General features: G+C 64.8%; 18 protein-coding genes. 12 read left to right on the top strand and 6 right to left on the bottom strand.

What is annotated here, in order from left to right; genetic code table 11:
* Nucleotides 1-144: 144 nt before the first annotated feature.
* From ACZ6YA_RS09780 to ACZ6YA_RS09805, 6 genes are read right to left on the bottom strand one after another with little or no spacing between them, the layout of a single operon-like run.
* Nucleotides 145-618, bottom strand: a complete 474-nt coding sequence (locus tag ACZ6YA_RS09780) for a chemotaxis protein CheW (RefSeq protein ID WP_465896888.1) — start codon at nt 616-618, stop codon at nt 145-147.
* Nucleotides 611-5,500: a hybrid sensor histidine kinase/response regulator gene (locus tag ACZ6YA_RS09785; protein ID WP_465896889.1), complete on the bottom strand. Its 4,890-nt coding sequence runs from the start codon at nt 5,498-5,500 to the stop codon at nt 611-613. Before ACZ6YA_RS09785 ends, ACZ6YA_RS09780 begins: the two co-directional genes overlap by 8 nt.
* Nucleotides 5,501-5,509: 9 nt before the next feature.
* The gene (locus ACZ6YA_RS09790) at nt 5,510-7,534 is read right to left on the bottom strand and encodes a methyl-accepting chemotaxis protein (protein WP_465896942.1); all 2,025 of its coding nucleotides are present in this window, start codon (nt 7,532-7,534) and stop codon (nt 5,510-5,512) included.
* Nucleotides 7,535-7,582: 48 nt separating this feature from the next.
* Nucleotides 7,583-8,137 (bottom strand): chemotaxis protein CheW, encoded by a 555-nt coding sequence (locus tag ACZ6YA_RS09795; RefSeq protein WP_465896890.1) that lies wholly within the window; start codon nt 8,135-8,137, stop codon nt 7,583-7,585.
* Nucleotides 8,134-8,499: a twitching motility response regulator PilH gene (gene pilH / locus ACZ6YA_RS09800; RefSeq protein ID WP_400796611.1), complete on the bottom strand. Its 366-nt coding sequence runs from the start codon at nt 8,497-8,499 to the stop codon at nt 8,134-8,136. The genes ACZ6YA_RS09795 and pilH overlap by 4 nt, the downstream gene beginning before the upstream one ends.
* Nucleotides 8,500-8,546: 47 nt before the next feature.
* The gene (locus ACZ6YA_RS09805; RefSeq protein ID WP_039602038.1) at nt 8,547-8,948 is read right to left on the bottom strand and encodes a response regulator; all 402 of its coding nucleotides are present in this window, start codon (nt 8,946-8,948) and stop codon (nt 8,547-8,549) included.
* Nucleotides 8,949-9,146: 198 nt separating this feature from the next.
* Here ACZ6YA_RS09805 and gshB point away from each other — a divergent pair, with 198 nt between their 5' ends.
* The 12 genes from gshB (at nt 9,147) to phaZ (ending at nt 20,761) form a co-directional block, all read left to right on the top strand.
* Nucleotides 9,147-10,100: a glutathione synthase gene (gene gshB / locus ACZ6YA_RS09810; protein ID WP_465896891.1), complete on the top strand. Its 954-nt coding sequence runs from the start codon at nt 9,147-9,149 to the stop codon at nt 10,098-10,100.
* Between the two features lie 91 nt (nt 10,101-10,191).
* Nucleotides 10,192-11,091, top strand: a complete 900-nt coding sequence (locus ACZ6YA_RS09815; RefSeq protein ID WP_465896892.1) for an energy transducer TonB — start codon at nt 10,192-10,194, stop codon at nt 11,089-11,091.
* Between the two features lie 168 nt (nt 11,092-11,259).
* Nucleotides 11,260-11,829, top strand: coding sequence for a YqgE/AlgH family protein (locus ACZ6YA_RS09820; protein WP_465896893.1), 570 nt, complete (start codon nt 11,260-11,262; stop codon nt 11,827-11,829).
* Complete coding sequence (gene ruvX / locus ACZ6YA_RS09825; protein ID WP_465896894.1) at nt 11,829-12,254, top strand: Holliday junction resolvase RuvX; 426 nt, start codon at nt 11,829-11,831, stop codon at nt 12,252-12,254. Before ACZ6YA_RS09820 ends, ruvX begins: the two co-directional genes overlap by 1 nt.
* Before the next feature lie 52 nt (nt 12,255-12,306).
* A complete protein-coding gene (pyrR, locus tag ACZ6YA_RS09830; protein ID WP_465896895.1) occupies nt 12,307-12,825 on the top strand; it encodes a bifunctional pyr operon transcriptional regulator/uracil phosphoribosyltransferase PyrR in 519 nt (172 codons plus the stop codon).
* A gap of 13 nt (nt 12,826-12,838) precedes the next feature.
* Entirely contained in the window at nt 12,839-13,843 is a 1,005-nt protein-coding gene (locus ACZ6YA_RS09835; RefSeq protein WP_465896896.1) for an aspartate carbamoyltransferase catalytic subunit, read from the top strand.
* A complete protein-coding gene (locus ACZ6YA_RS09840) occupies nt 13,840-15,111 on the top strand; it encodes a dihydroorotase (RefSeq protein ID WP_465896897.1) in 1,272 nt (423 codons plus the stop codon). Before ACZ6YA_RS09835 ends, ACZ6YA_RS09840 begins: the two co-directional genes overlap by 4 nt.
* Before the next feature lie 232 nt (nt 15,112-15,343).
* Complete coding sequence (hslV, locus tag ACZ6YA_RS09845; RefSeq protein ID WP_003249309.1) at nt 15,344-15,874, top strand: ATP-dependent protease subunit HslV; 531 nt, start codon at nt 15,344-15,346, stop codon at nt 15,872-15,874.
* A 76-nt stretch (nt 15,875-15,950) separates the two neighbouring features.
* Complete coding sequence (gene hslU, locus ACZ6YA_RS09850; protein ID WP_465896898.1) at nt 15,951-17,294, top strand: ATP-dependent protease ATPase subunit HslU; 1,344 nt, start codon at nt 15,951-15,953, stop codon at nt 17,292-17,294.
* A 163-nt stretch (nt 17,295-17,457) separates the two neighbouring features.
* Nucleotides 17,458-17,835: a gamma-butyrobetaine hydroxylase family protein gene (locus ACZ6YA_RS09855; RefSeq protein ID WP_400796585.1), complete on the top strand. Its 378-nt coding sequence runs from the start codon at nt 17,458-17,460 to the stop codon at nt 17,833-17,835.
* A 331-nt stretch (nt 17,836-18,166) separates the two neighbouring features.
* Nucleotides 18,167-19,846 carry a class II poly(R)-hydroxyalkanoic acid synthase gene (gene phaC / locus ACZ6YA_RS09860; RefSeq protein ID WP_465896899.1) on the top strand — a complete coding sequence of 560 codons (1,680 nt, stop codon included), beginning with the start codon at nt 18,167-18,169 and terminating at the stop codon, nt 19,844-19,846.
* Between the two features lie 63 nt (nt 19,847-19,909).
* Nucleotides 19,910-20,761: a poly(3-hydroxyalkanoate) depolymerase gene (phaZ, locus tag ACZ6YA_RS09865; RefSeq protein ID WP_465896900.1), complete on the top strand. Its 852-nt coding sequence runs from the start codon at nt 19,910-19,912 to the stop codon at nt 20,759-20,761.
* The last annotated feature ends 13 nt before the right edge of the window (nt 20,762-20,774 follow it).

Raw genomic sequence — 20,774 nt, forward strand, 5'->3', positions numbered from 1 at the left:
GCAGACACAGACCTCCTGTGGCGGGCTGGGTTCCTCATTGTGTCAGTGACGGCCCTTTCGCGGGGCAAGCCCGCTCCCACAAGGACGGTGAAGACCTCTGTGGGAGCGGGCTTGCCCCGCGAAGAGGCCCTAACAAACACCATCCTACCCAAGCACAGGTTGCAATTGCGCGTCACGCACCAGCCTTTCCAGCCCAACCAGGTCGGGCACTCGCGCCACCTGGTCGCCCACCTGCACCGCCGCCAGCTCCAGGCAACCCAGCGCCACATCCACGTAATTGAGCTGGCTGTCGAGCTTGCACGACCGCGGAATGTCCTGCAGCAACACCGCCAGGTAACGCAGCCCGGTATCCCCCAGGGCGTTCAGCACGACGATGCGCGCCCGCTCGCCGCAGGGGGTGTCGCCGCCACACGCCGCCTCGAAACCGATCAAGGGCAAGTGTTGCTGACGCCAGTCGATCCAGCCCAGGTGCCAGGCCGGTTCGCCGCGTTGGCACAGCAAGTTTCGCTGGCCGATCAATTCCGCCACCGCCACATTGGGCAGCACCAGCGTGCGGTCCCCCAGCGGCAGCAGTAGGCCGGTCAGGCTGCTGCGTTGGCCTGCAATCAGTTCAAGCATGGGTCTGGCTCCAGTGGGCGATGCTCTGCAGCAACACCGACTCCTGATAGGGCTTGCCCAGGTAGTCATTGACGCCGATGGCCATGGCCCGGTCGCGGTGCTTCTGCCCGGTGCGTGAGGTGATCATGATGATCGGCAAGTCCTTCAGGCGCTCGTCGCGGCGAATGCGGGTGGCCACCTCGAAGCCGTCCATGCGCGGCATCTCGATGTCCAGCAGCAGTACGTCGGGGCGATGTTCTTCCAGCAAAGCCATGGCATCGACACCGTCCTTGGCGGTCAACACGCTCATGCCGTGGCGTTCGAGCAGGCGGCTGGTGACCTTGCGCACGGTCACCGAGTCGTCCACCACCATCACCAGCGACGCTTTGCGCGGCGCCGGCCCGAACAGCGTGCGCTGTACCCCACTGCCGCCTGGCAGCCGCGCCAGGCGTCGCTGCTGGCCACGCAGCTGGCCAAGCAGGTCGAGAATCAGTACCACCCGGCCATCGCCGAGCAAGGTCGCGCCTGACAGCCCGGCCACGGCGGCGAACTGCGGGCCAAGGCTCTTCACCACGATTTCGCGGCTGGGCGACAGGCTGTCGACCTGAATGGCGAACGCGTGCTCCTGCGAATGCACCAGCAGCACCGGCAGCGGCACACTTTGACCCAGTAGGCTGGGGCGTGGCAGCCCTTGCAGCAATTCGCCCAGGTAGCGCAGCTCGTATGCGTGGCCGGCATAGGCATAGCGCGGTTGCTCCAGCTGATAGCAGGCGGCAAGTTCGGTCGGCGGCACGCGCACGATGCCCTCGATGGTGTTGAGCGGGATGGCGTACTGCTCATCGCCCAGGTGCACCATCACCGCACGGTTGATCGACACGGTGAACGGCAGACGAATCATGAAGCGCGCGCCCTTGCCCTGGGCCGACTCGATACTCATCGAACCGCCCAGCTGCTTGACCTCTTCGTGCACCACGTCCATGCCCAGGCCGCGCCCGGAAATCTGGGTGATCTTCTCGGCCGTGGAGAAGCCCGGGCGCAAGATGAACTGCAGGATCTCGTGGTCACTCAGGTGCGCCTGCGGATCCAGCAGGCCGCGCTTGATCGCCTTGCGTCGCACGGCCTCCAGTGGCACACCGGCGCCATCGTCGGTCATCTCGATGACGATGTCGGCGCCCTCGTGAAGCAGATTCAGGTGAATGGTGCCCTGCTCCGGCTTACCGGCAGCCAGTCGCACTTCGCGGGCCTCCAGGCCATGGTCGACGGCATTGCGCAGCATGTGCTCGAGCGGCGCCACCATGCGTTCGAGCACGCTGCGGTCAAGCTCGCCCTCGGCGTTACCGACCACCAGCTCGACCTGCTTGCCCAGCTCGCTGGCCACCTGGCGCACCACCCGCTGCAAGCGCGGCACCAGCCGTTCGAACGGCACCATCAAAGTGGCGGTCAGGCCTTCCTGCAACTGGCTGTTCACCCGCGCCTGCTGCTGCAGCAGGCTGTAGGCCTCCTGCGCGCGCTGGGCCAGGGTTTCTTTCAAGTCGAGCAGGTCGGAGGCCGACTCGAACAGCGCCCGGGACAATTGCTGCAGTTGGGAGTGGCGGTCCATTTCCAGCGGATCGAAATCTTCATAGGCATCGCCCTCGAACGGCTGCCGGCTGCTGAGTCGGCCCTGGGTCTCCATGTCCAGGCGTAACAGCTGGTCGCGCATGCGCTCCAGGGTGGTCTCCATCTCGTTCAGGGCAAACTGGGCGTCGTTGACCTGCTGCTCGATGCGCCCACGGATTACCGAGTGTTCGCCGGCCAGGTTACCGAGGTCATCAAGTAGCTCGGCGTCCACCTTGACCATGTCGCCAGGCACCCGCTCCGGCGCTGCAGCAGGCACCTCGGCGGGTATCGCCTCGGCCTGGGACTGTCCGGCAGCGCTATCGGTCAACGCAGCGCTGCTGAAATTGCGGATGTAGTCGATCAGCGCGGTAGCAGCATGCAGCGGCTGGCCCAGGCGTACGGCATCGAGCATGTGCGCCAGGCGGTCATGGCAGTTCTGCAGCAGGGCGAACAGTGGCGCACTGGGCGGCAAGCGCCCGGCGGCCAGCAGCTCGTAGAGGAATTCCAGTTCATGGGCCAGGTCACCAATAGCGGTAATCTCGACCATACGCGCACCGCCCTTGAGCGTATGCAGGTCGCGCAGCAGGTTGTCCACCTCAACACTGTTGCGCGGATCGGCTTGCCAGCGTGCCAACGCAGCGCCCGCACTTTCGACGATGTCCGAGCTTTCTTCGAGGAAAACCTCCAGCAGCTCCTTGTCCCCTGGGTTGTCGGTTTCTTCGGCCAGCTCAAGCGGTGCGTCCAGCCGTGTGATCGAGCCAGGCGCCACCAGGCCGGTGGCATCGGGTGCCAAGGCGTCGTCGAGCAAATCGCGCAGGCCATCGATGCAGTCGGGGCGGGCTGTCAGCTCCTGGCCTGCGGCCACCTCGTCGAGCATGTCGAGGAGCACTTCGTGGGCCTGCCGGGCCTGGGCGAAGAAGCGTGCATCGGCGGCCAGGCTGCCTTCCTCTACCGCACCGTACAGGTCCAGCAGCGCTTCGCAAACGTCGTCCATCTGTCGCAGGTCGGCCAGGTGAGCGCCGTGGCATAGGGTGGTCAGCTCATCGAGCAGGGGATCCAGAGACTGGCGCTGCCCCGGTTGCTCCTGCCAGCGCGACAGCAGCGACTCGGCATCCAGCAGAATATCCATGGCCTGGGTCAGGAAGTTGGCGATCAGTTGTGGATCGCGCTTGCCCCGTCGCGCAGGTTGCGAATCCCCATGCAGGCTGGCCAGCCGTGCATCAACAGCCTCGCCGACTTGCTCGATCAGCTGGGCCGCACCGGCGATGGCCGCCAACGGCGTACTGCCCAGTTGCGCCAGGCCTAGATGGAACAAGGCTCGCGCCGCCTCCAGCCACGCGATCTCGGCCATCTGCAACGGCAATTGATGGCTGCGATACTCGCGCACCAAGCGGTCGAATGCCGTGGCCAGCTCGGCGATCGGCAACACGCCCGCCATGGCGGCGCTGCCTTTGAGCGTGTGCAGGGCACGCTGCAGGCCATCGCTGACCTCGCTATCCTGGCCGCTGGCACCCTGTAGAAACGACTCCAGGGCGGCCAAATGGCCCTGCGCCTCGTTGCGGAAGATATCCAGCAACAGCGGGTCGAGGCCATCGATTTCGGCACTGGTCGGCGCATCGTTTTCCGCCAGTGCATGCAGGTGGCTGGCCAATTGCTCGATCTCGGTCACCTGCGGCATCTGGCCGGCAGCGAAGTCGGCCAGCAAGTCGGGCAGGTGCACCACCACCCGCTGCAGCGCCACCGCCCCCTCCGGGGTCAGCGCCATGCGCCCTTCGAGCACCCGGTTGAGCAGATGCTCACCACCCCATGCCAACTCGGCCACCGCCTGGGCATGGACCATGCGCCCACTGCCTTTGAGCGTATGCAGGTCGCGGCGCACCTCCAGCAAGGCATCGCGCAGGGTGTTGTCGGCGCGCCAGCGTAGCCAGTGGCGCTCGATCTCAGGCAGCAGCTCGCCGGCCTCTTCCAGGAATACTTCACGCAATTCATCATCGATGCCGTCGCTACTGCCATCCTGGGCGATGTCGGATTCGCCAAGCGAGCATTGCACCCCCAGCGCCGCCAGGCTGGCGCGGGCCATGTCGAGGAAGGGTTGGCCATCGGCCAAAGGGTCGGCGACCCGCCATTGCAGGTAACACTCGCCGGCGCTGAGGGCATCAGCCAGATGGTTCAGCTCATCCACCGGCGGTTCCACGTCCAGATGCTGCAGCCAGCGTTGCACATAGCCCGCGCAACCCGCGAAGACCTCGGCGGCGGCCGGCAGCATCAGCATCGCCAACGCCCCGCGTACCTGCTGCACCAGCCCCGGCAAGGGTTGCAGGCGCTGGCGCGGCCAACCGGACTCCAGGCAATCGCCGATCAGGTCCTTGGCCTGCTGTAGCACGTTCAGCGATTCGTTCAGCACCAGCTGGCGTATCTCGGCCAGGTCCGAGCCAGGCAAACCGCCCTGCCCACCTTCCTCCAGCGGGCCGACCATGCCGTTGAGGCTGGCTTCCACGTAGAGCAAGGCCCCCGCCACATCCATGAGCACCGCGTCATCCGCCGCGCGCTCACCCTGGGCCAGAGCCTGCAGGGCCAATACCTGGTCGATGATCACCCGCCGGGGTTGCTGAAAGCCCAGTACCGCGAGGGTGTCGGCCACATGGCGCAACGGCGCCAACAGGCTGTCCAGCTCCTCGCGGTGCTGGCGATCCCCGCGCACGAACTGGTCCAGGCGCTCCTTGATGCGCCTCAGGTCGTCGCACAAGGCACTGATCACCGAGCGCAAGGCATCACGCCCAGGTCCGGCCTGGACTTGCTCACGCCAGTTGCCCAGCGACAAGTCGAGGTTGGCCAGATCGTCGGAGCCCGCAAACCGCTGCGCCGCGCCGCTGGTCAGGCTGCCCTGGGCCAAGGGCTCGACACCGCGACAGGCACGCAATTGGTTGAGTAGCGGCAGCATCACCAACGGCAAGTCATGCCGCGCACCGCGTAGCCGCTCCAGGTACGACGGCAGTTGCTCCAGGCCCCGGAACAGCGGCCCCAGGCAGTCACCACGCGGGCTGACCTGGCCCTCGGCCAGGGCTTTGGCCAGCAGCTCCAGCTCTTCGGCCAGGCGTGTGGCGCCGCGCAGTTCGAGCATGCGCAGGCAACCGTGCACCTGGTGCAGGTTGTCCACCACGAACGCCAGCATGGACAAGTCGTCGGTGTCCCCGGCAAAGCGCTCCAGGGCCTGGCGCGCCTGGCCCAGGCAGTCGAGGATGGCTGCTCGGGTCCAGGCCAGGGCCACGGTATCGTGGCGTTCGGGGCTCACTGCTGCTGCCATGACCATTCCTCAGCGCCGCTCGGCGGGTGCCGGCAGGGTAAAACCAGACACCGAGCGGCGCATCTCGCTGGCCATCCGCGCCAGGTGGCGAATACTGTCGGCGGTGGCGCCGGAGCCTGCGGAGGTCTGCGCGGTGATCTGCTGAATGACGGCCATGGTGTGGGAAATCTGCCCTGCAGACGACGTCTGCAACTGGGCAGCGTCCGAGATGCTGTGGATAAGTTCGGCGAGGTTCTGTGAAACCCCTTCGATTTCCGCCAGTGCCACCCCGGCGTCCTGCGCCAGGCGCGCGCCGCGCACCACTTCGGCGGTGGTCTGCTCCATGGAAATCACGGCCTCATTGGTGTCGGCCTGAATGGTCCGCACCAAAGCCTCGATCTGCCGGGTCGCCGAAGAAGAACGCTCGGCCAGGCGCTGGACCTCGTCGGCCACCACGGCAAAGCCACGGCCAGCTTCACCGGCCAGCGAAGCTTGGATGGCCGCGTTGAGGGCGAGGATGTTGGTCTGATCGGCAATGTCGTCGATCAGGCTGACGATATCGCCGATCTCCTGGGAAGACTCGCCCAATCGCTTGATCCGTTTGGCGGTGTCCTGGATCTGCTCGCGGATGTTGTCCATGCCATTGATGGTGTTGTGCACCACTTCGTTACCCTTGTTGGCGATCGCCACCGAACGCTCGGCCACCTTGGCCGACTCGTAGGCATGCGCGGATACCCGGTCGATCGACTCGACCATATCGCCCACCGCCTCCGATGCTTCGCTGATCTGGTCGGCCTGGTGTTCGGACGCCTTGGCCAGCTGGCGCGCCGTGTTCTGCGTGTCCTGCACGGCAGCGGCCACCTGTTCGGCACTGTGGTTGATGGTGGCCACCAGATCCCGCAACTGGTCGACGGAGTAGTTGATCGAGTCGGCAATGGCCCCGGTGAAGTCCTCGGTTACCGACACGGTCACGGTCAGGTCACCGTCGGCGAGCTCTTCGATTTCGTCGAGCAGGCGCATGATCGCCTGCTGATTGCGTTCGTTCTTCTCGGCGGTTTCGTGCAGTTGACGGTGCGTGGTGCGCACCATCACCAGGCCGATGAGAATGATCGAGGCCAGCGCCAGCAGGCCCAGCACATAGCCACCGACCGTATCCAGCGTCCGCCCGGCGGCGAGATTCTCAAAGCCGTTGGCCAAGTGCGAGGCTTCGTCGAGCAGGGTCTGCGACAAGCTGAAAATGTTGCCGGCCGCTTCGCGGACGCGGAACAGCTCGGGCGAGGTTTCGAGGATTTCATCCACAGAACCTGCGACGAACTGGAACAACTCGGCGATTTCGGCCAGGCGCGCGCGGGCATCGGCATCTTCGACGCGGGTAACCTGTATGGCGGGGTTGCCCGCCAGCATGCCTTCGAGCACCTGGCCGAAGCGGCTGGCATCGCGGCCGAAGGTATCGGCGGCTTGCGCGGCCGTGTCGTCGCCGGCCAGCACAGTGTTGACCGAACCCAGAATGCGCTCGGCAAGCAACAGCTGGCGCTGGGCAACCACCACCTGGCTGGCCGGGGCGCCGCTCTGCAACAGGATCTCGACCACCTTCTCGTACTCGACCTGCAGTTGCGGCACGGTTTCGGCCAGGGTCGCCGCTACCTGGTGCAGTGAGAGCACGGTCTGTTCGCTGGCGAGGATGGTGTCGGTGTTCTTGCGCAGGTTTTCCCAGTCTTGAAGCACCGCCTCCATTTCGTCCTTCACCGCGACCGGCGCCGCAGGCAGCCCGGTGGACGTGTCACCTTCGCGCAGGTAACTCCAGCGCCGCTCGAAATCGTTGCGCGCATCGGACAGCAACTTGAACGCCAGCGCCTTGCCGGCCGCCGCCTCGGTGGCGTTCTTGGCGATGCGCTGGGACAGCACGCGCAGCTCGCCGGCATGGCCGATGTACTGCTTGTCGTGGTTGGCCTGGGTATTGAGGTAGGCGAAATTGGCGAACAGCAGGATGATCGACAGGATCAAGATGATGAACAGCACGCTGATCTGCACGATGCTGCGCGTGCGCGGGGTCATGCTGGCGGGAGGGACTGGAGTGGCCGGCTTGTTCACGGTCGAAAATCCTTATAGCGCCACATCGAGAAAGCCCGGCGCCTGGGCCAGGGCGAAGGGGCTGAAGATCGCCCAGTTGCGTTCACGCGGGAAATGCCCCTGGACAAACCGCGCCGCAGCGCGGATCAGCGGCTGCGGCGGCGCCAGCTCCAGGGTGTCCAGGGCAAAGTGCTGCAGGCCCAGCACCTCATCGACCAGCAGGCCGACGAACAGGTCCTCGTGGTCCAGCACCAGCACCCGCCGCTGCTTGCCCGGTGCCACCGGGCCAAGGCCGAAAAAACTGCTCAGGTCCATCACCGGTAGCAAGCGGCCGCGCAGGTTAGCCACCCCGCAGACCCAGGGTTGCACACCCGGTACGCGGCTGCTACGCGGCTCGCGCGACACTTCGGCCACCTCGCCCATCGGCGCGACGAACCACTGCCCGGCAACGCGAAAACCGATACCGCTCCACTGCTGCAGGCGAGTGTCCTGTGGCGGCTGGTCGGCCACCAGCAGGCGGCAGCGCCGATCGATGTCCAGCAACAGCTCGAAGGCGGTCAGCGACGCACCCTGGGGGCGGGTGGTCAAGCGCCCAGCACTTCGTTGAGCTTGGCGATCAGCGCCTGTTCTTCCACCGGTTTGGTGACGAAGCCACGTGCGCCCTGGCGCTGCGCCCAGATGCGGTCGGTTTCCTGGTCCTTGGTGGTGACGATAAGTACCGGAATGGCACTGGTTTCCGGGTCCTTGCTCAATTGCCGGGTAGCCTGGAAGCCGTTCATGCCGGGCATGACGATATCCATCAGCACTGCATCGGGCTTTTCCTGGCGGGCCAGGGCCACAGCGTCGGCGCCGTTGTTGGCCTTGAGCACTTGGTGGCCATGCTTCTCGAGCCATTCGGTCAATCTGTACATCTCTGTCGGCGAGTCGTCGACAATCAGAACTCGGGCCATGCGGTTTCCCCATCAGGAAAATAAAGGCCGTGCCACCTCGGGCGCGGTCAGGGTGCGTGTTGTTCGTGCGCGGCGAAACCGGGCACATGGGCCCTGATCGCGTCGAGCAGTTCTTCCTTGCTGAAAGGCTTGGTCAGGAACTGGTCGGAGCCGACCACCCGCCCGCGGGCCTTGTCGAACAGCCCATCGCGCGACGACAGCAAGATCACCGGGATGTCCTTGAAGGCACTGTTGTGCTTGATCACGGCGCACGTCTGGTAGCCATCCAGGCGCGGCATCAGCACGTCGACGAAGATGATCTGCGGCTGGTGGTCGACGATCTTGGCCAGGGCATCGAAACCGTCGCTGGCGGTGATCACCTCGCAGCCCGCTTCGCCGAGCAACATCTGCGCGGTGCGGCGGATCGTGCGTGAGTCGTCGATCACCATCACCTTCAGGGGCTGTTCCATAAGTTGCGCTACCATCGCTGCAGATTGTGGGCTGCCTGCCGCGGAGGGCTTGCAGCTTGATGCTGAGGGCATTTTTAGCACACTCCGGGGGGGCATTCCATCTACTGCGCCCCTTGACCCGCGGCGTTCGCGGCGCCACCCTGAGCCACTTTTCTTTCGATTCGTCGCGGCCACCGGCCGCCAAGAGGAACCACCCCCATGAGCGTTCGCCTCGGCATTGTCATGGACCCCATCGCGTCCATCTCCTACAAGAAGGACAGCTCGCTGGCCATGCTGCTGGCTGCAAAGGCCCGCGGCTGGAGCCTGTTCTACATGGAGCAGCGCGACCTGTACCAGGCCGAAGGCAAGGCCCGCGCGCGGATGCGCCCGCTGGACGTGTTCGCCGACCCGGCGCGCTGGTTCGAGCTGGGCGACGAACAGGACAGCCCGCTGGCTGAACTGGACGTGATCCTGATGCGCAAGGATCCACCATTCGACATGGAGTTCGTCTACAGCACCTACTTGCTGGAGCAGGCCGAAGCCGAAGGCGTGCTGGTAGTCAACCGCCCCCAGAGCCTGCGCGACTGCAACGAGAAACTGTTCGCCACTCTGTTCCCGCAGTGCACGCCGCCGACCCTGGTCAGCCGCCGCCCGGACATCATCCGCGCGTTTGCCGCCCAGCACGGCGACGTGATCCTCAAGCCACTGGACGGCATGGGCGGCACCTCGATCTTCCGCCACCGGGCCGGCGACCCCAACCTCTCGGTGATCCTGGAAACCCTGACCGCGCTGGGCGCCCAGCAGATCATGGCGCAGGCTTACCTGCCAGCGATCAAGGACGGCGACAAGCGCATCCTGATGATCGACGGCGAGCCGGTTGACTACTGCCTGGCGCGCATCCCGGCCAGCGGCGAAACCCGTGGCAACCTGGCTGCCGGTGGCCGTGGCGAAGCCCGTCCTTTGAGCGAGCGCGACCGCTGGATCGCCGCCCAAGTCGGCCCGACCCTGCGTGAAAAAGGCCTGCTGTTCGTCGGCCTGGACGTGATCGGCGACTACCTCACCGAGATCAACGTCACCAGCCCGACCTGCATCCGCGAGATCGACGCGGCCTACAACACCGATATCGGTGGCAAATTGATGGACGCCATTGATCGCCAGTTGCAGGCGCGCTGACCGCCGACGCGAAGCAATCCCGCGGAGTGGGGTATGATGCCAGTCCTATTCGACTGAGCTGCTGCCCCGCCCTGCGGTTGCTGGATACCCGATGACGCTCCCCGCCGACATCCCCGCCGACTTGCTGCCACCCCGCGTTCGCCCGGTGGATCGGCTTGGCTTTACCCTGTTCCTGGCTGCGCTGGTGCACCTGGCGCTGATCCTTGGCGTGGGCTTTACCATGGTCAAACCGGCGGAAGTCCGTCAGACCATGGACATCACCCTGGCCACCTTCAAAAGCGAAAAAGCGCCCGCGAAGGCCGACTACCAAGCCCAGGCTAACCAGCAGGGCAGCGGCACGCTGGATAAGAAGGCGGTGCCGACCACCACCGAAGTGGCGCCGTTCCAGGACAGCAAGATCAACAAGGTCACCCCGCCACCTGCGGCCAAGCCCGAAGTGGTGCAGCCGGCCCCGCAAAAGTCCGCCGTGGCTACCCAAGCGCCCAAGGCGCAGAAGGTCGAACCCAAGCCCAAGGAAAGCAAGCCGCAGCCCAAGCCCGCGGCCACGCCTGATTTCGACAGCTCGCAGCTGTCGAGCCAGATCGCCAGCCTTGAGGCGGAGCTGTCCAACGAACAGCAGATGTATGCCAAACGCCCGCGTATCCACCGCCTGAACGCGGCCTCGACCATGCGCGACAAGGGCGCCTGGTACAAGGAAGAGTGGCGCAAGAAGGTCGAGCGGGTGGGCAACCTCAACTATCCCGACGAAGCGCGTCGACAGCAGATCTACGGCAATTTGCGCATGATGGTGTCGATCAACCGCGATGGTTCGCTGTATGAAGTGCTGGTGTTGGAGTCGTCCGGGCAAGCGGTGCTGGACCAGGCGGCGCAGCGCATCGTAAGGCTGGCCGCGCCGTTTGCGCCGTTTACCGGGGATCTGGCGGAATATGACCGGCTGGAGATCATTCGGACCTGGCGGTTTGCGCGTGGGGATCGGTTGTCCAGTAACTGATATTTTGACTGTTCCGGCCCTTTCGCGGGCAAGCCCGCTCCCACAGGAACAGCGCCACCTTCGACCTTGGCGCCGCATCTGTGGGAGCGGGCTTGCCCGCGAAGAGGCCGGCACAAGCGACACACAACCACCTTGTCAGCCTCGCCACCTGGCGCCACACTATCCCCCATGAAAACCCTCGCCCCGAGCTACCTCAAGCATCAGTTCCTGATCGCCATGCCGCACATGGCCGATCCGAACTTCGCCCAGACCCTCACGTACATCGTCGAGCACAACGCCAATGGCGCCATGGGCCTGGTGGTCAATCGACCTCAGGAGCTGAACCTGGCGGACATTCTTGAGCAGTTGCGCCCGGACGAAGAACCACCGGCCAGCACCCTGCAGGTGCCGATCTACCAAGGCGGACCGGTGCAGACTGATCGCGGCTTTGTGCTGCACAGCAGCGAATGCAGCTTCCAGGCCACCGTTGCGCTGGAGGGGCTGTCGCTCAGCACCTCCCAGGATGTGTTGCTTGCCATCGCTGCCGGGGTCGGCCCGAAACAGAGCCTCATCACCCTCGGCTATGCCGGCTGGGAAGCAGGCCAACTGGAAGCGGAGCTGGCCGACAACGCCTGGCTCAACTGCCCGTTCGACGCGGACATCCTCTTTGGCCTGGCCAGCGAACAGCGCTTGGGCGCCGCAGCCGCCAGCCTGGGCATCAACCTCAGCCTGCTGACCAGCCAGGCGGGCCACGCCTGATGGCCGAATTGCGCCTACTGCTGGGCTTCGACTACGGCAGCAAACAGATTGGCGTGGCCGTTGGCCAGGTGATCACCGGCCAGGCCCGCGAGCTTTGCACCCTGAAAGCCCAGAACGGCGTACCGGACTGGGCTCAGGTGGAGAAACTGATCAACGAGTGGAAGCCAGACGCCATTGTCGTCGGCCTACCACTGAACATGGACGGCACGCCCAGCGAGATGAGCGAGCGCGCCGAAAAGTTCGCCCGCCGCCTTAACGGCCGCTACAACCTGCCAGTACACACCCACGATGAACGCCTGACCACCTTCGAGGCCAAGGGCGAGCGCATGGCCCGTGGCGGCCAGCGCGGCAGCTACCGTGACAACCCGGTCGATGCCATCGCCGCTGCCCTGCTGCTGCAAGGGTGGCTGGAGGCCAATACCTAATTTTCCGCTTTGCCGTCGGGCCAACCCGGCGCCGCCCTCCAGGAGACACGCAATGAGCCTACCCAATCCCGCCGAGCTGATCCGGCAGATGGCTGTCGACCTTCGCGCCCATCTGGCCCGCCGCGGCATCAGCGAGCCGCGCTTCATTGGCATTCGCACTGGTGGTGTCTGGGTTGCCCAGGCCCTGCAGGCGGAAATGGCCGATCAAAGCCCGTTGGGCACCCTGGACGTGTCCTTCTACCGCGACGACTTCAGCCAGAACGGCCTGCACCCGCAAGTGCGCCCGTCGGAGTTGCCGTTCGAAGTCGAAGGCCAGCACCTGGTGCTGATCGACGACGTGCTGATGAGCGGCCGCACCATTCGCGCCGCACTCAACGAATTGTTCGACTACGGCCGCCCGGCCAGCGTGACCCTGGTCTGCCTGCTCGACCTGGATGCCGGCGAACTGCCGATACGCCCCAATGTGCTTGGCGCCACCCTGTCGCTGGCCGCCCATGAACGGGTAAAATTGACCGGCCCCGCCCCGCTCGCCCTTGAGCGCCAGGACCTCGCCACCGCTTCCGCCCTTTAAGAGTCCACTCGCGATGACGCCAATCGACGCCAAGCGCCCGCTGCAGCTCAATGATCAGGGCCAGCTGCGCCACTTCCTCTCGCTCGACGGTTTGCCCCGCGAACTGCTCACCGAGATCCTCGACACCGCCGACTCGTTCCTCGAAGTCGGCGCCCGGGCCGTCAAGAAAGTCCCGTTGCTGCGCGGCAAGACCGTGTGCAACGTGTTCTTCGAGAACTCGACCCGTACCCGCACCACCTTCGAACTGGCCGCCCAGCGGCTGTCGGCCGACGTGATCAGCCTCAATGTGTCGACCTCCTCGACCAGCAAGGGCGAAACCCTGTTCGACACCCTGCGCAACCTCGAAGCCATGGCCGCCGACATGTTCGTCGTGCGCCACAGCGACTCGGGCGCCGCGCACTTCATCGCCGAGCACGTGTGCCCGGATGTTGCGGTGATCAACGGCGGCGACGGCCGCCATGCGCACCCGACCCAGGGCATGCTCGACATGCTGACCATCCGCCGCCACAAAGGCAGCTTCGAGAACCTCTCGGTGGCGATCGTCGGCGATATCCTGCACTCGCGCGTGGCCCGCTCCGACATGCTCGCACTCAAGTCGCTGGGCTGCCCGGACATCCGCGTGATCGGCCCGAAAACCTTGATCCCGATCGGCATCGAGCAGTATGGGGTGAAGGTCTACACCGACCTCGCCGAAGGCCTCAAGGATGTCGACGTGGTGATCATGCTGCGCCTGCAGCGCGAGCGCATGGCTGGCGGCCTGCTGCCCAGCGAAGGTGAGTTCTACCGCCTGTTCGGCCTGACCACCGCGCGCCTGGCAGGCGCCAAGCCTGACGCCATCGTCATGCACCCGGGGCCGATCAACCGCGGCGTTGAGATCGAATCGGCAGTGGCCGATGGCAAACACTCGGTGATCCTCAACCAGGTCACCTACGGCATCGCCGTGCGCATGGCAGTACTGTCCATGGCCATGAGCGGGCAGAACGCGCAACGTCAACTCGACCAGGAGAACGCCCAGTGACCCTCAGCATTCTTGGCGCCCGGGTCATCGACCCCAAGAGTGGCCTGGACCAGGTCACCGACCTGCACCTGGACGGCGGCCGCATTGCCGCCATCGGCGCGGCCCCGGCCGGGTTCAGCGCCAGCCGCACGATCCAGGCCGACGGCCTGATCGCCGCGCCCGGCCTGGTCGACCTCGGCGTATCCCTGCGTGAGCCGGGTTACAGCCGTAAAGGCAGCATCGCCAGCGAAACCCGCGCGGCCGTGGCCGGCGGCGTCACCAGCCTGTGCTGCCCGCCGCAGACCAAACCCATACTGGACACCTCGGCAGTGGCCGAGCTGATCCTCGACCGTGCCCGTGAAGCCAGTAACAGCAAGGTCTACCCGATCGGCGCCCTGACCAAGGGCCTGGAAGGCGAGCAACTGGCCGAACTGGTGGCCCTGCGCGACACCGGCTGCGTGGCCTTCGGCAATGGCCTCAAGGAAATCCCCAACAACCGTACCTTGGCCCGCGCCCTGGAATACGCCGCCACCTTCGACCTGACCGTGGTGTTCCACTCCCAGGACCGTGACCTGGCCCAGGGCGGCCTGGCCCACGAAGGCGCCACGGCCAGCTTCCTCGGCCTGCCCGGCATCCCGGAAAGCGCCGAGACCGTGGCCTTGGCGCGCAACCTGCTGCTGGTGGAACAAAGCGGCGTGCGCGCGCACTTCACCCAGATCACCAGCGCCCGCGGCGCCCGACTGATTGCCCAGGCCCAGCAGCTTGGATTGCCGGTGACTGCCGATGTGGCGCTGTACCAGCTGATCCTCACCGATGAGTCGCTGCGCGACTTCTCCAGCCTGTACCACGTGCAGCCGCCGCTGCGCAGCCCAGCTGACCGCGACGGCTTGCGCGAAGCCGTGAAATCGGGGGTGATCCAGGCGATCTCCAGCCATCACCAGCCGCACGAGCGTGATGCCAAGCTGGCACCGTTTGGTGCGACGGAGCCAGGCATCAGCAGTGTCGAACTGCTGCTACCACTGGCCATGACCCTGGTCGACGATGGCCTGCTCGACCTGCCGACCCTGCTGGCCCGCCTGACCAGCGGCCCGGCCTCTGCCATGCGCCTACCGGCGGGTGAGCTGAAGGTGGGTGGCGCGGCCGACCTGGTGCTGTTCGATGCCAAGGCCTCGACCGTTGCCGGTGAACAGTGGTTCTCGCGTGGCGACAACTGCCCGTTCATCGGCCACTGCCTGCCTGGAGCGGTGCGGTATACCCTGGTGGATGGGCATGTCTGCCACGAGGGCTGAGTAACCTTCTTCGCGGGGCAAGTCGGATCGCCGCACCGCCGCTCCCACACGGGTCGGCATATGCAGGCCCCATGTGGGAGCGGCGGTGCGGCGATCCGACTTGCCCCGTGAAGGGGTCAACACAAATAACCTGCCAAGCACGACCACTGATCCTCCAAGGTTGAAATCCTTCCCCCCACCCCCATATGAGTCTGCATCAGGCAATTTTGCCCCGCTGCGTGGAGACTCTCCCTTGACCACCATCGTTTCTGTCCGCCGTAACGGCAAAGTCGTCATGGGCGGCGACGGCCAGGTATCCCTCGGCAACACCGTGATGAAAGGCAACGCCAAGAAGGTTCGTCGCCTGTACCACGGGCAGGTCATCGCCGGCTTCGCCGGTGCCACCGCCGATGCCTTCACCCTGTTCGAGCGCTTCGAAGGCCAGCTGGAGAAACACCAGGGCCACTTGGTCCGCGCCGCCGTCGAGCTGGCCAAGGAATGGCGTACCGACCGCTCCCTGAGCCGCCTGGAAGCCATGCTGGCCGTGGCCAACAAGGACGCATCCCTGATCATCACCGGCAACGGTGATGTGGTCGAACCAGAAGATGGCCTTATCGCCATGGGCTCCGGCGGCGCCTACGCCCAGGCCGCAGCCCGCGCCCTGCTGAACAAGACCGACCTCTCGGCCCGTGAAATCGCCGAGACCGCCCTGAACATCGCGGGTGACATTTGCGTGTTCACCAACCACAACCTGACCATCGAGGAGCAGGACCTGGCCGACTGATCAGCTGTTCTGGCGCCCCGCTCCAGTGGCGGGGCTTTCCCACGCTGACTTCATCTGCCAAAGGACCCTATAAATCATGTCCATGACCCCCCGCGAAATCGTCCACGAACTCAACCGCCACATCATCGGCCAGGACGACGCCAAGCGCGCCGTGGCCATCGCCCTGCGCAACCGCTGGCGGCGCATGCAGCTGCCGGCCGAGCTGCGTGCCGAGGTGACCCCGAAGAACATCCTGATGATCGGCCCGACCGGCGTCGGCAAGACCGAAATCGCCCGTCGCCTGGCCAAGCTGGCCAACGCGCCGTTCCTTAAAGTGGAAGCGACCAAGTTCACCGAAGTGGGCTACGTCGGCCGTGATGTCGAATCGATCATTCGCGACCTGGCCGATGCCGCACTGAAGATGCTGCGCGAGCAGGAAATCATCCGCGTGCGCCACCGCGCCGAAGATGCAGCCGAAGACCGCATTCTCGACGCCCTGCTGCCGCAGGCGCGGGTCACCAGCTTCAGCGAAGAGGCCGCGCAGACCAGCAGCGATTCCAACACCCGTCAGCTGTTCCGCAAGCGCCTGCGTGAAGGCCAGCTGGACGACAAGGAAATCGAGATCGAAGTAGCCGACACTGCGGGCGTAGAAATCGCCGCGCCACCCGGCATGGAAGAGATGACCAACCAGCTGCAGAGCCTGTTCGCCAACATGGGCAAAGGCAAGCGCAAGGCGCGCAAGCTCAAGGTCAAGGAAGCGCTGAAGATGGTGCGCGACGAAGAAGCCAGCCGCCTGGTCAACGACGACGAGCTCAAGGCCAAGGCCCTGGAAGCGGTTGAGCAGCATGGCATCGTGTTCATCGATGAAATCGACAAGGTGGCCAAGCGTGGCAACGTCGGCGGCGCCGATGTGTCCCGCGAAGGTGTGCAGCGCGACCTGCTGCCGCTGATCGAAGGCTGCACCGTGAATACCAAGCTGGGCATGGTCAAGACCGACCACATCCTGTTCATCGCCTCGGGCGCGTTCCACCTGAGCAAGCCGAGCGACCTGGTGCCAGAGCTGCAGGGTCGTTTGCCGATTCGTGTCGAGCTCAAGGCGCTGACCCCGGAAGACTTCGAGCGCATCCTGCAGGAGCCGCATGCTTCGCTGACCGAACAGTACCGCGAGCTGCTCAAGACCGAAGGGCTGAACATCGCGTTCCAGGCCGACGGCATCAAGCGCCTGGCCGAGATTGCCTACCAGGTCAACGAGAAGACTGAAAACATCGGTGCCCGTCGCCTGCACACCCTGCTTGAGCGCCTGCTCGAAGAGGTGTCGTTCAGTGCCGGCGACCTGGCCAGCGCCCATGATGAAACGCCGATTCAGATCGATGCAGCCTATGTGAACAGCCACCTGGGTGAGCTGGCGCAGAACGAAGACCTGTCGCGTTACATCCTGTAAGACCAGCGTCGTTCGCTTCGCGGGCAAGCCCGCTCCCACTGATACAACGCAGCTTTCGTAGGTTGCGCTGATTCTGTGGGAGCGGGCTTGCCCGCGAAGAGGCCCTTGAATACCTGCCTGAGAACCTCGAAGCTAGCTGATCAGCTCCTGAGAGATTCAGCCCATGGCCCGCCTGCCCACCGCCATCAACCTGCACAAAGCCTCAAAGACCCTCAGCCTCACCTACGCCCCCGGCGAGGTCTACCACCTGCCCGCCGAGTTCCTGCGCGTGCATTCCCCCTCCGCCGAGGTCCAGGGCCACGGCAATCCCATCTTGCAATTCGGCAAGATCAACGTCGGCCTTGTCGGTCTAGAACCCGCCGGCCAGTACGCACTGAAACTGACCTTCGATGACGGCCATGACAGCGGCCTGTTCACCTGGGAATACCTCGAGCAACTGTGCCTGCGCCAGGAACAACTCTGGGCTGAGTATCTGGACGAACTGCACAAGGCCGGAAAAGCCCGCGATCCTGCCGAATCCGTGGTCAAACTGATGCTCTAGTACAAGCCATCCAAGAGTTAGAGCGCATTTTCTAATCTCATCTGTTTGAATGCCTGATAGACAGTTCGACACAGAGCTGTCTTGCGCATTACATGAAGTCGGGTTACCAATGGGGCTGGCAAGTTCCCTGCATTGCTTTTCAGGCAATCAGGACCAGGCCGGTTTGTAGAGGTCGCGAGCGAAAGCAGGCAGTCTTCACACGCAGATTCCCCCGCAGCTCATCGCCGAATGCATCCGGCCCGCAGCACCGCTGTTCCTTATCACTGGTCACCCGAGTAGCAGTACCGGGCTGTCGAACCGGTACTCGTCTCAGGACAACGGAGCGTCGTAGATGAGTAACAAGAACAACGATGAGTTGCAGCGGCAAGCCTCGGACAACACCCTGGGGCTGAACCCGGTCATCGGCATCCGCCGCAAGGACCTGCTGAGCTCTGCGCGTACCGTGCTGCGTCAGGCCGTGCGCCAGCCGCTGCACAGCGCCAAGCACGTGGCGCATTTCGGCCTGGAGCTGAAGAACGTGTTGCTGGGCAAGTCGAGCCTGGCCCCCGAGGGCGACGACCGTCGCTTCGTCGACCCGGCCTGGAGCAAGAACCCGCTGTACCGCCGTTACCTGCAAACCTACCTGGCCTGGCGCAAGGAACTGCAGGACTGGATCGGCGACAGCGACCTGTCACCCCAGGACATCAGCCGCGGCCAATTTGTCATCAACCTGATGACCGAGGCCATGGCCCCGACCAATACCCTGTCCAACCCGGCAGCGGTCAAACGTTTCTTCGAAACCGGTGGCAAGAGCCTGCTCGACGGCCTGTCCAACCTGGCCAAGGACATGGTCAACAACGGTGGCATGCCCAGCCAGGTCAACATGGACGCGTTCGAAGTGGGCAAGAACCTCGGCACCAGCGAGGGCGCCGTGGTCTACCGCAACGATGTGCTGGAGCTGATCCAGTACAGCCCCATCACCGAGCAGGTGCATGCCCGCCCGCTGCTGGTGGTGCCGCCACAGATCAACAAGTTCTACGTCTTTGACCTAAGCCCGGAAAAGAGCCTGGCGCGCTTCTGCCTGCGTTCGCAGCAGCAGACCTTCATCATCAGCTGGCGCAACCCGACCAAGACCCAACGCGAGTGGGGCCTTTCGACCTACATCGACGCGCTCAAGGAAGCAGTCGACGCGGTGCTGGCGATTACCGGCAGCAAGGACCTGAACATGCTCGGTGCCTGCTCCGGCGGCATCACCTGCACCGCGCTGGTCGGGCACTACGCCGCGCTCGGCGAGAACAAGGTCAATGCCCTGACCCTGCTGGTCAGCGTGCTGGACACCACCATGGACACCCAGGTTGCGTTGTTCGTCGACGAGCAGACCCTCGAATCGGCCAAGCGCCACTCGTATCAGGCCGGTGTGCTTGAAGGCAGCGACATGGCCAAGGTGTTCGCCTGGATGCGCCCCAACGACCTGATCTGGAATTACTGGGTCAACAATTACCTGCTGGGAAATGAGCCGCCGGTATTCGATATTCTGTTCTGGAACAACGACACCACACGCCTGCCGGCGGCCTTCCACGGCGACCTGATCGAAATGTTCAAGAACAACCCACTGACCCGCTCCGATGCACTGGAAGTGTGCGGCACCCCGATCGACCTGAAGAAGGTCCAGTGCGACATCTTCAGCGTCGCCGGCACCAACGACCACATCACCCCGTGGCAATCGTGCTACCGCTCGGCGCACCTGTTTGGCGGCAAGATCGAGTTCGTGCTGTCCAACAGCGGCCACATCCAGAGCATCCTCAACCCGCCAGGAAACCCCAAGTCACGCTTCATGACCGGTGCCGACCGCCCAGGCGATCCGGTGGCCTGGCAGGAGAACGCCGACAAGCATGCCGACTCCTGGTGGCTGCACTGGCAGAAGTGGCTGGGCGAGCGCGCCGGTGACTTGAAAAAGGCCCCGACACGCCTGGGCAACCGGGCCTATGCCGCAGGTGAGGCCGCCCCGGGGACTTACGTTCACGAACGTTGAGTTGCAACGCCGTGGTTACCCAAGGAGGGGCCACGGCGCTTCATTCACCACAGAGCCATGCGCATGCCGCTACCCTACATATTCAGGACCGTCGAACTGGACGAGCAGTCCATCCGCACTGCTGTCCGGCCGGGCAAGCCGCACCTCACGCCGCTGCTGATTTTCAATGGCATCGGCGCCAACCTGGAGCTGGTGTTCCCGTTCATTGAGGCGCTGGACCCAGACCTGGAAGTCATCGCCTTCGATGTGCCGGGGGTAGGCGGCTCTTCCACCCCGCGCCATCCCTATCGCTTCCCCGGCCTGGCCAAGCTGACCGCGCGCATGCTCGATTACCTGGACTACGGTCAGGTGAACGCCATCGGCGTGTCTTGGGGCGGTGCCCTGGCCCAACAGTTCGCCCATGACTACCCGGAGCGCTGCAAGAAGCTGGTGCTGGCCGCCACCGCCGCTGGTGCGGTGATGGTGCCAGGCAAGCCCAAGGTGCTGTGGATGATGGCCAGCCCGCGGCGCTACATCCAACCCTCGCATGTGATCCGCATCGCCCCGCTGATCTACGGCGGTGGCTTTCGGCGCGATCCCGACCTTGCCATGCACCACGCGTCCAAAGTGCGCTCCGGCGGCAAGATGGGCTACTACTGGCAGCTGTTCGCCGGCCTCGGCTGGACCAGCATCCATTGGCTGCACAAGATCCAGCAGCCCACCCTGGTGCTGGCCGGTGACGACGACCCGTTGATCCCGCTGATCAACATGCGCCTGCTGGCCTGGCGGATTCCCAATGCCCAGCTACACATTATCGACGACGGCCATTTGTTCCTGATCACCCGGGCCGAGGCCGTCGCCCCGATCATCATGAAGTTCCTCCAGCAAGAACGTCAGCGTGCAGTCATGCACCCCCGCCCAGCCTCCGGCGGCTAGGGTGCAGTTTGCT

The sequence above is a fragment of the Pseudomonas sp. NPDC090752 genome (genome assembly GCF_055584805.1).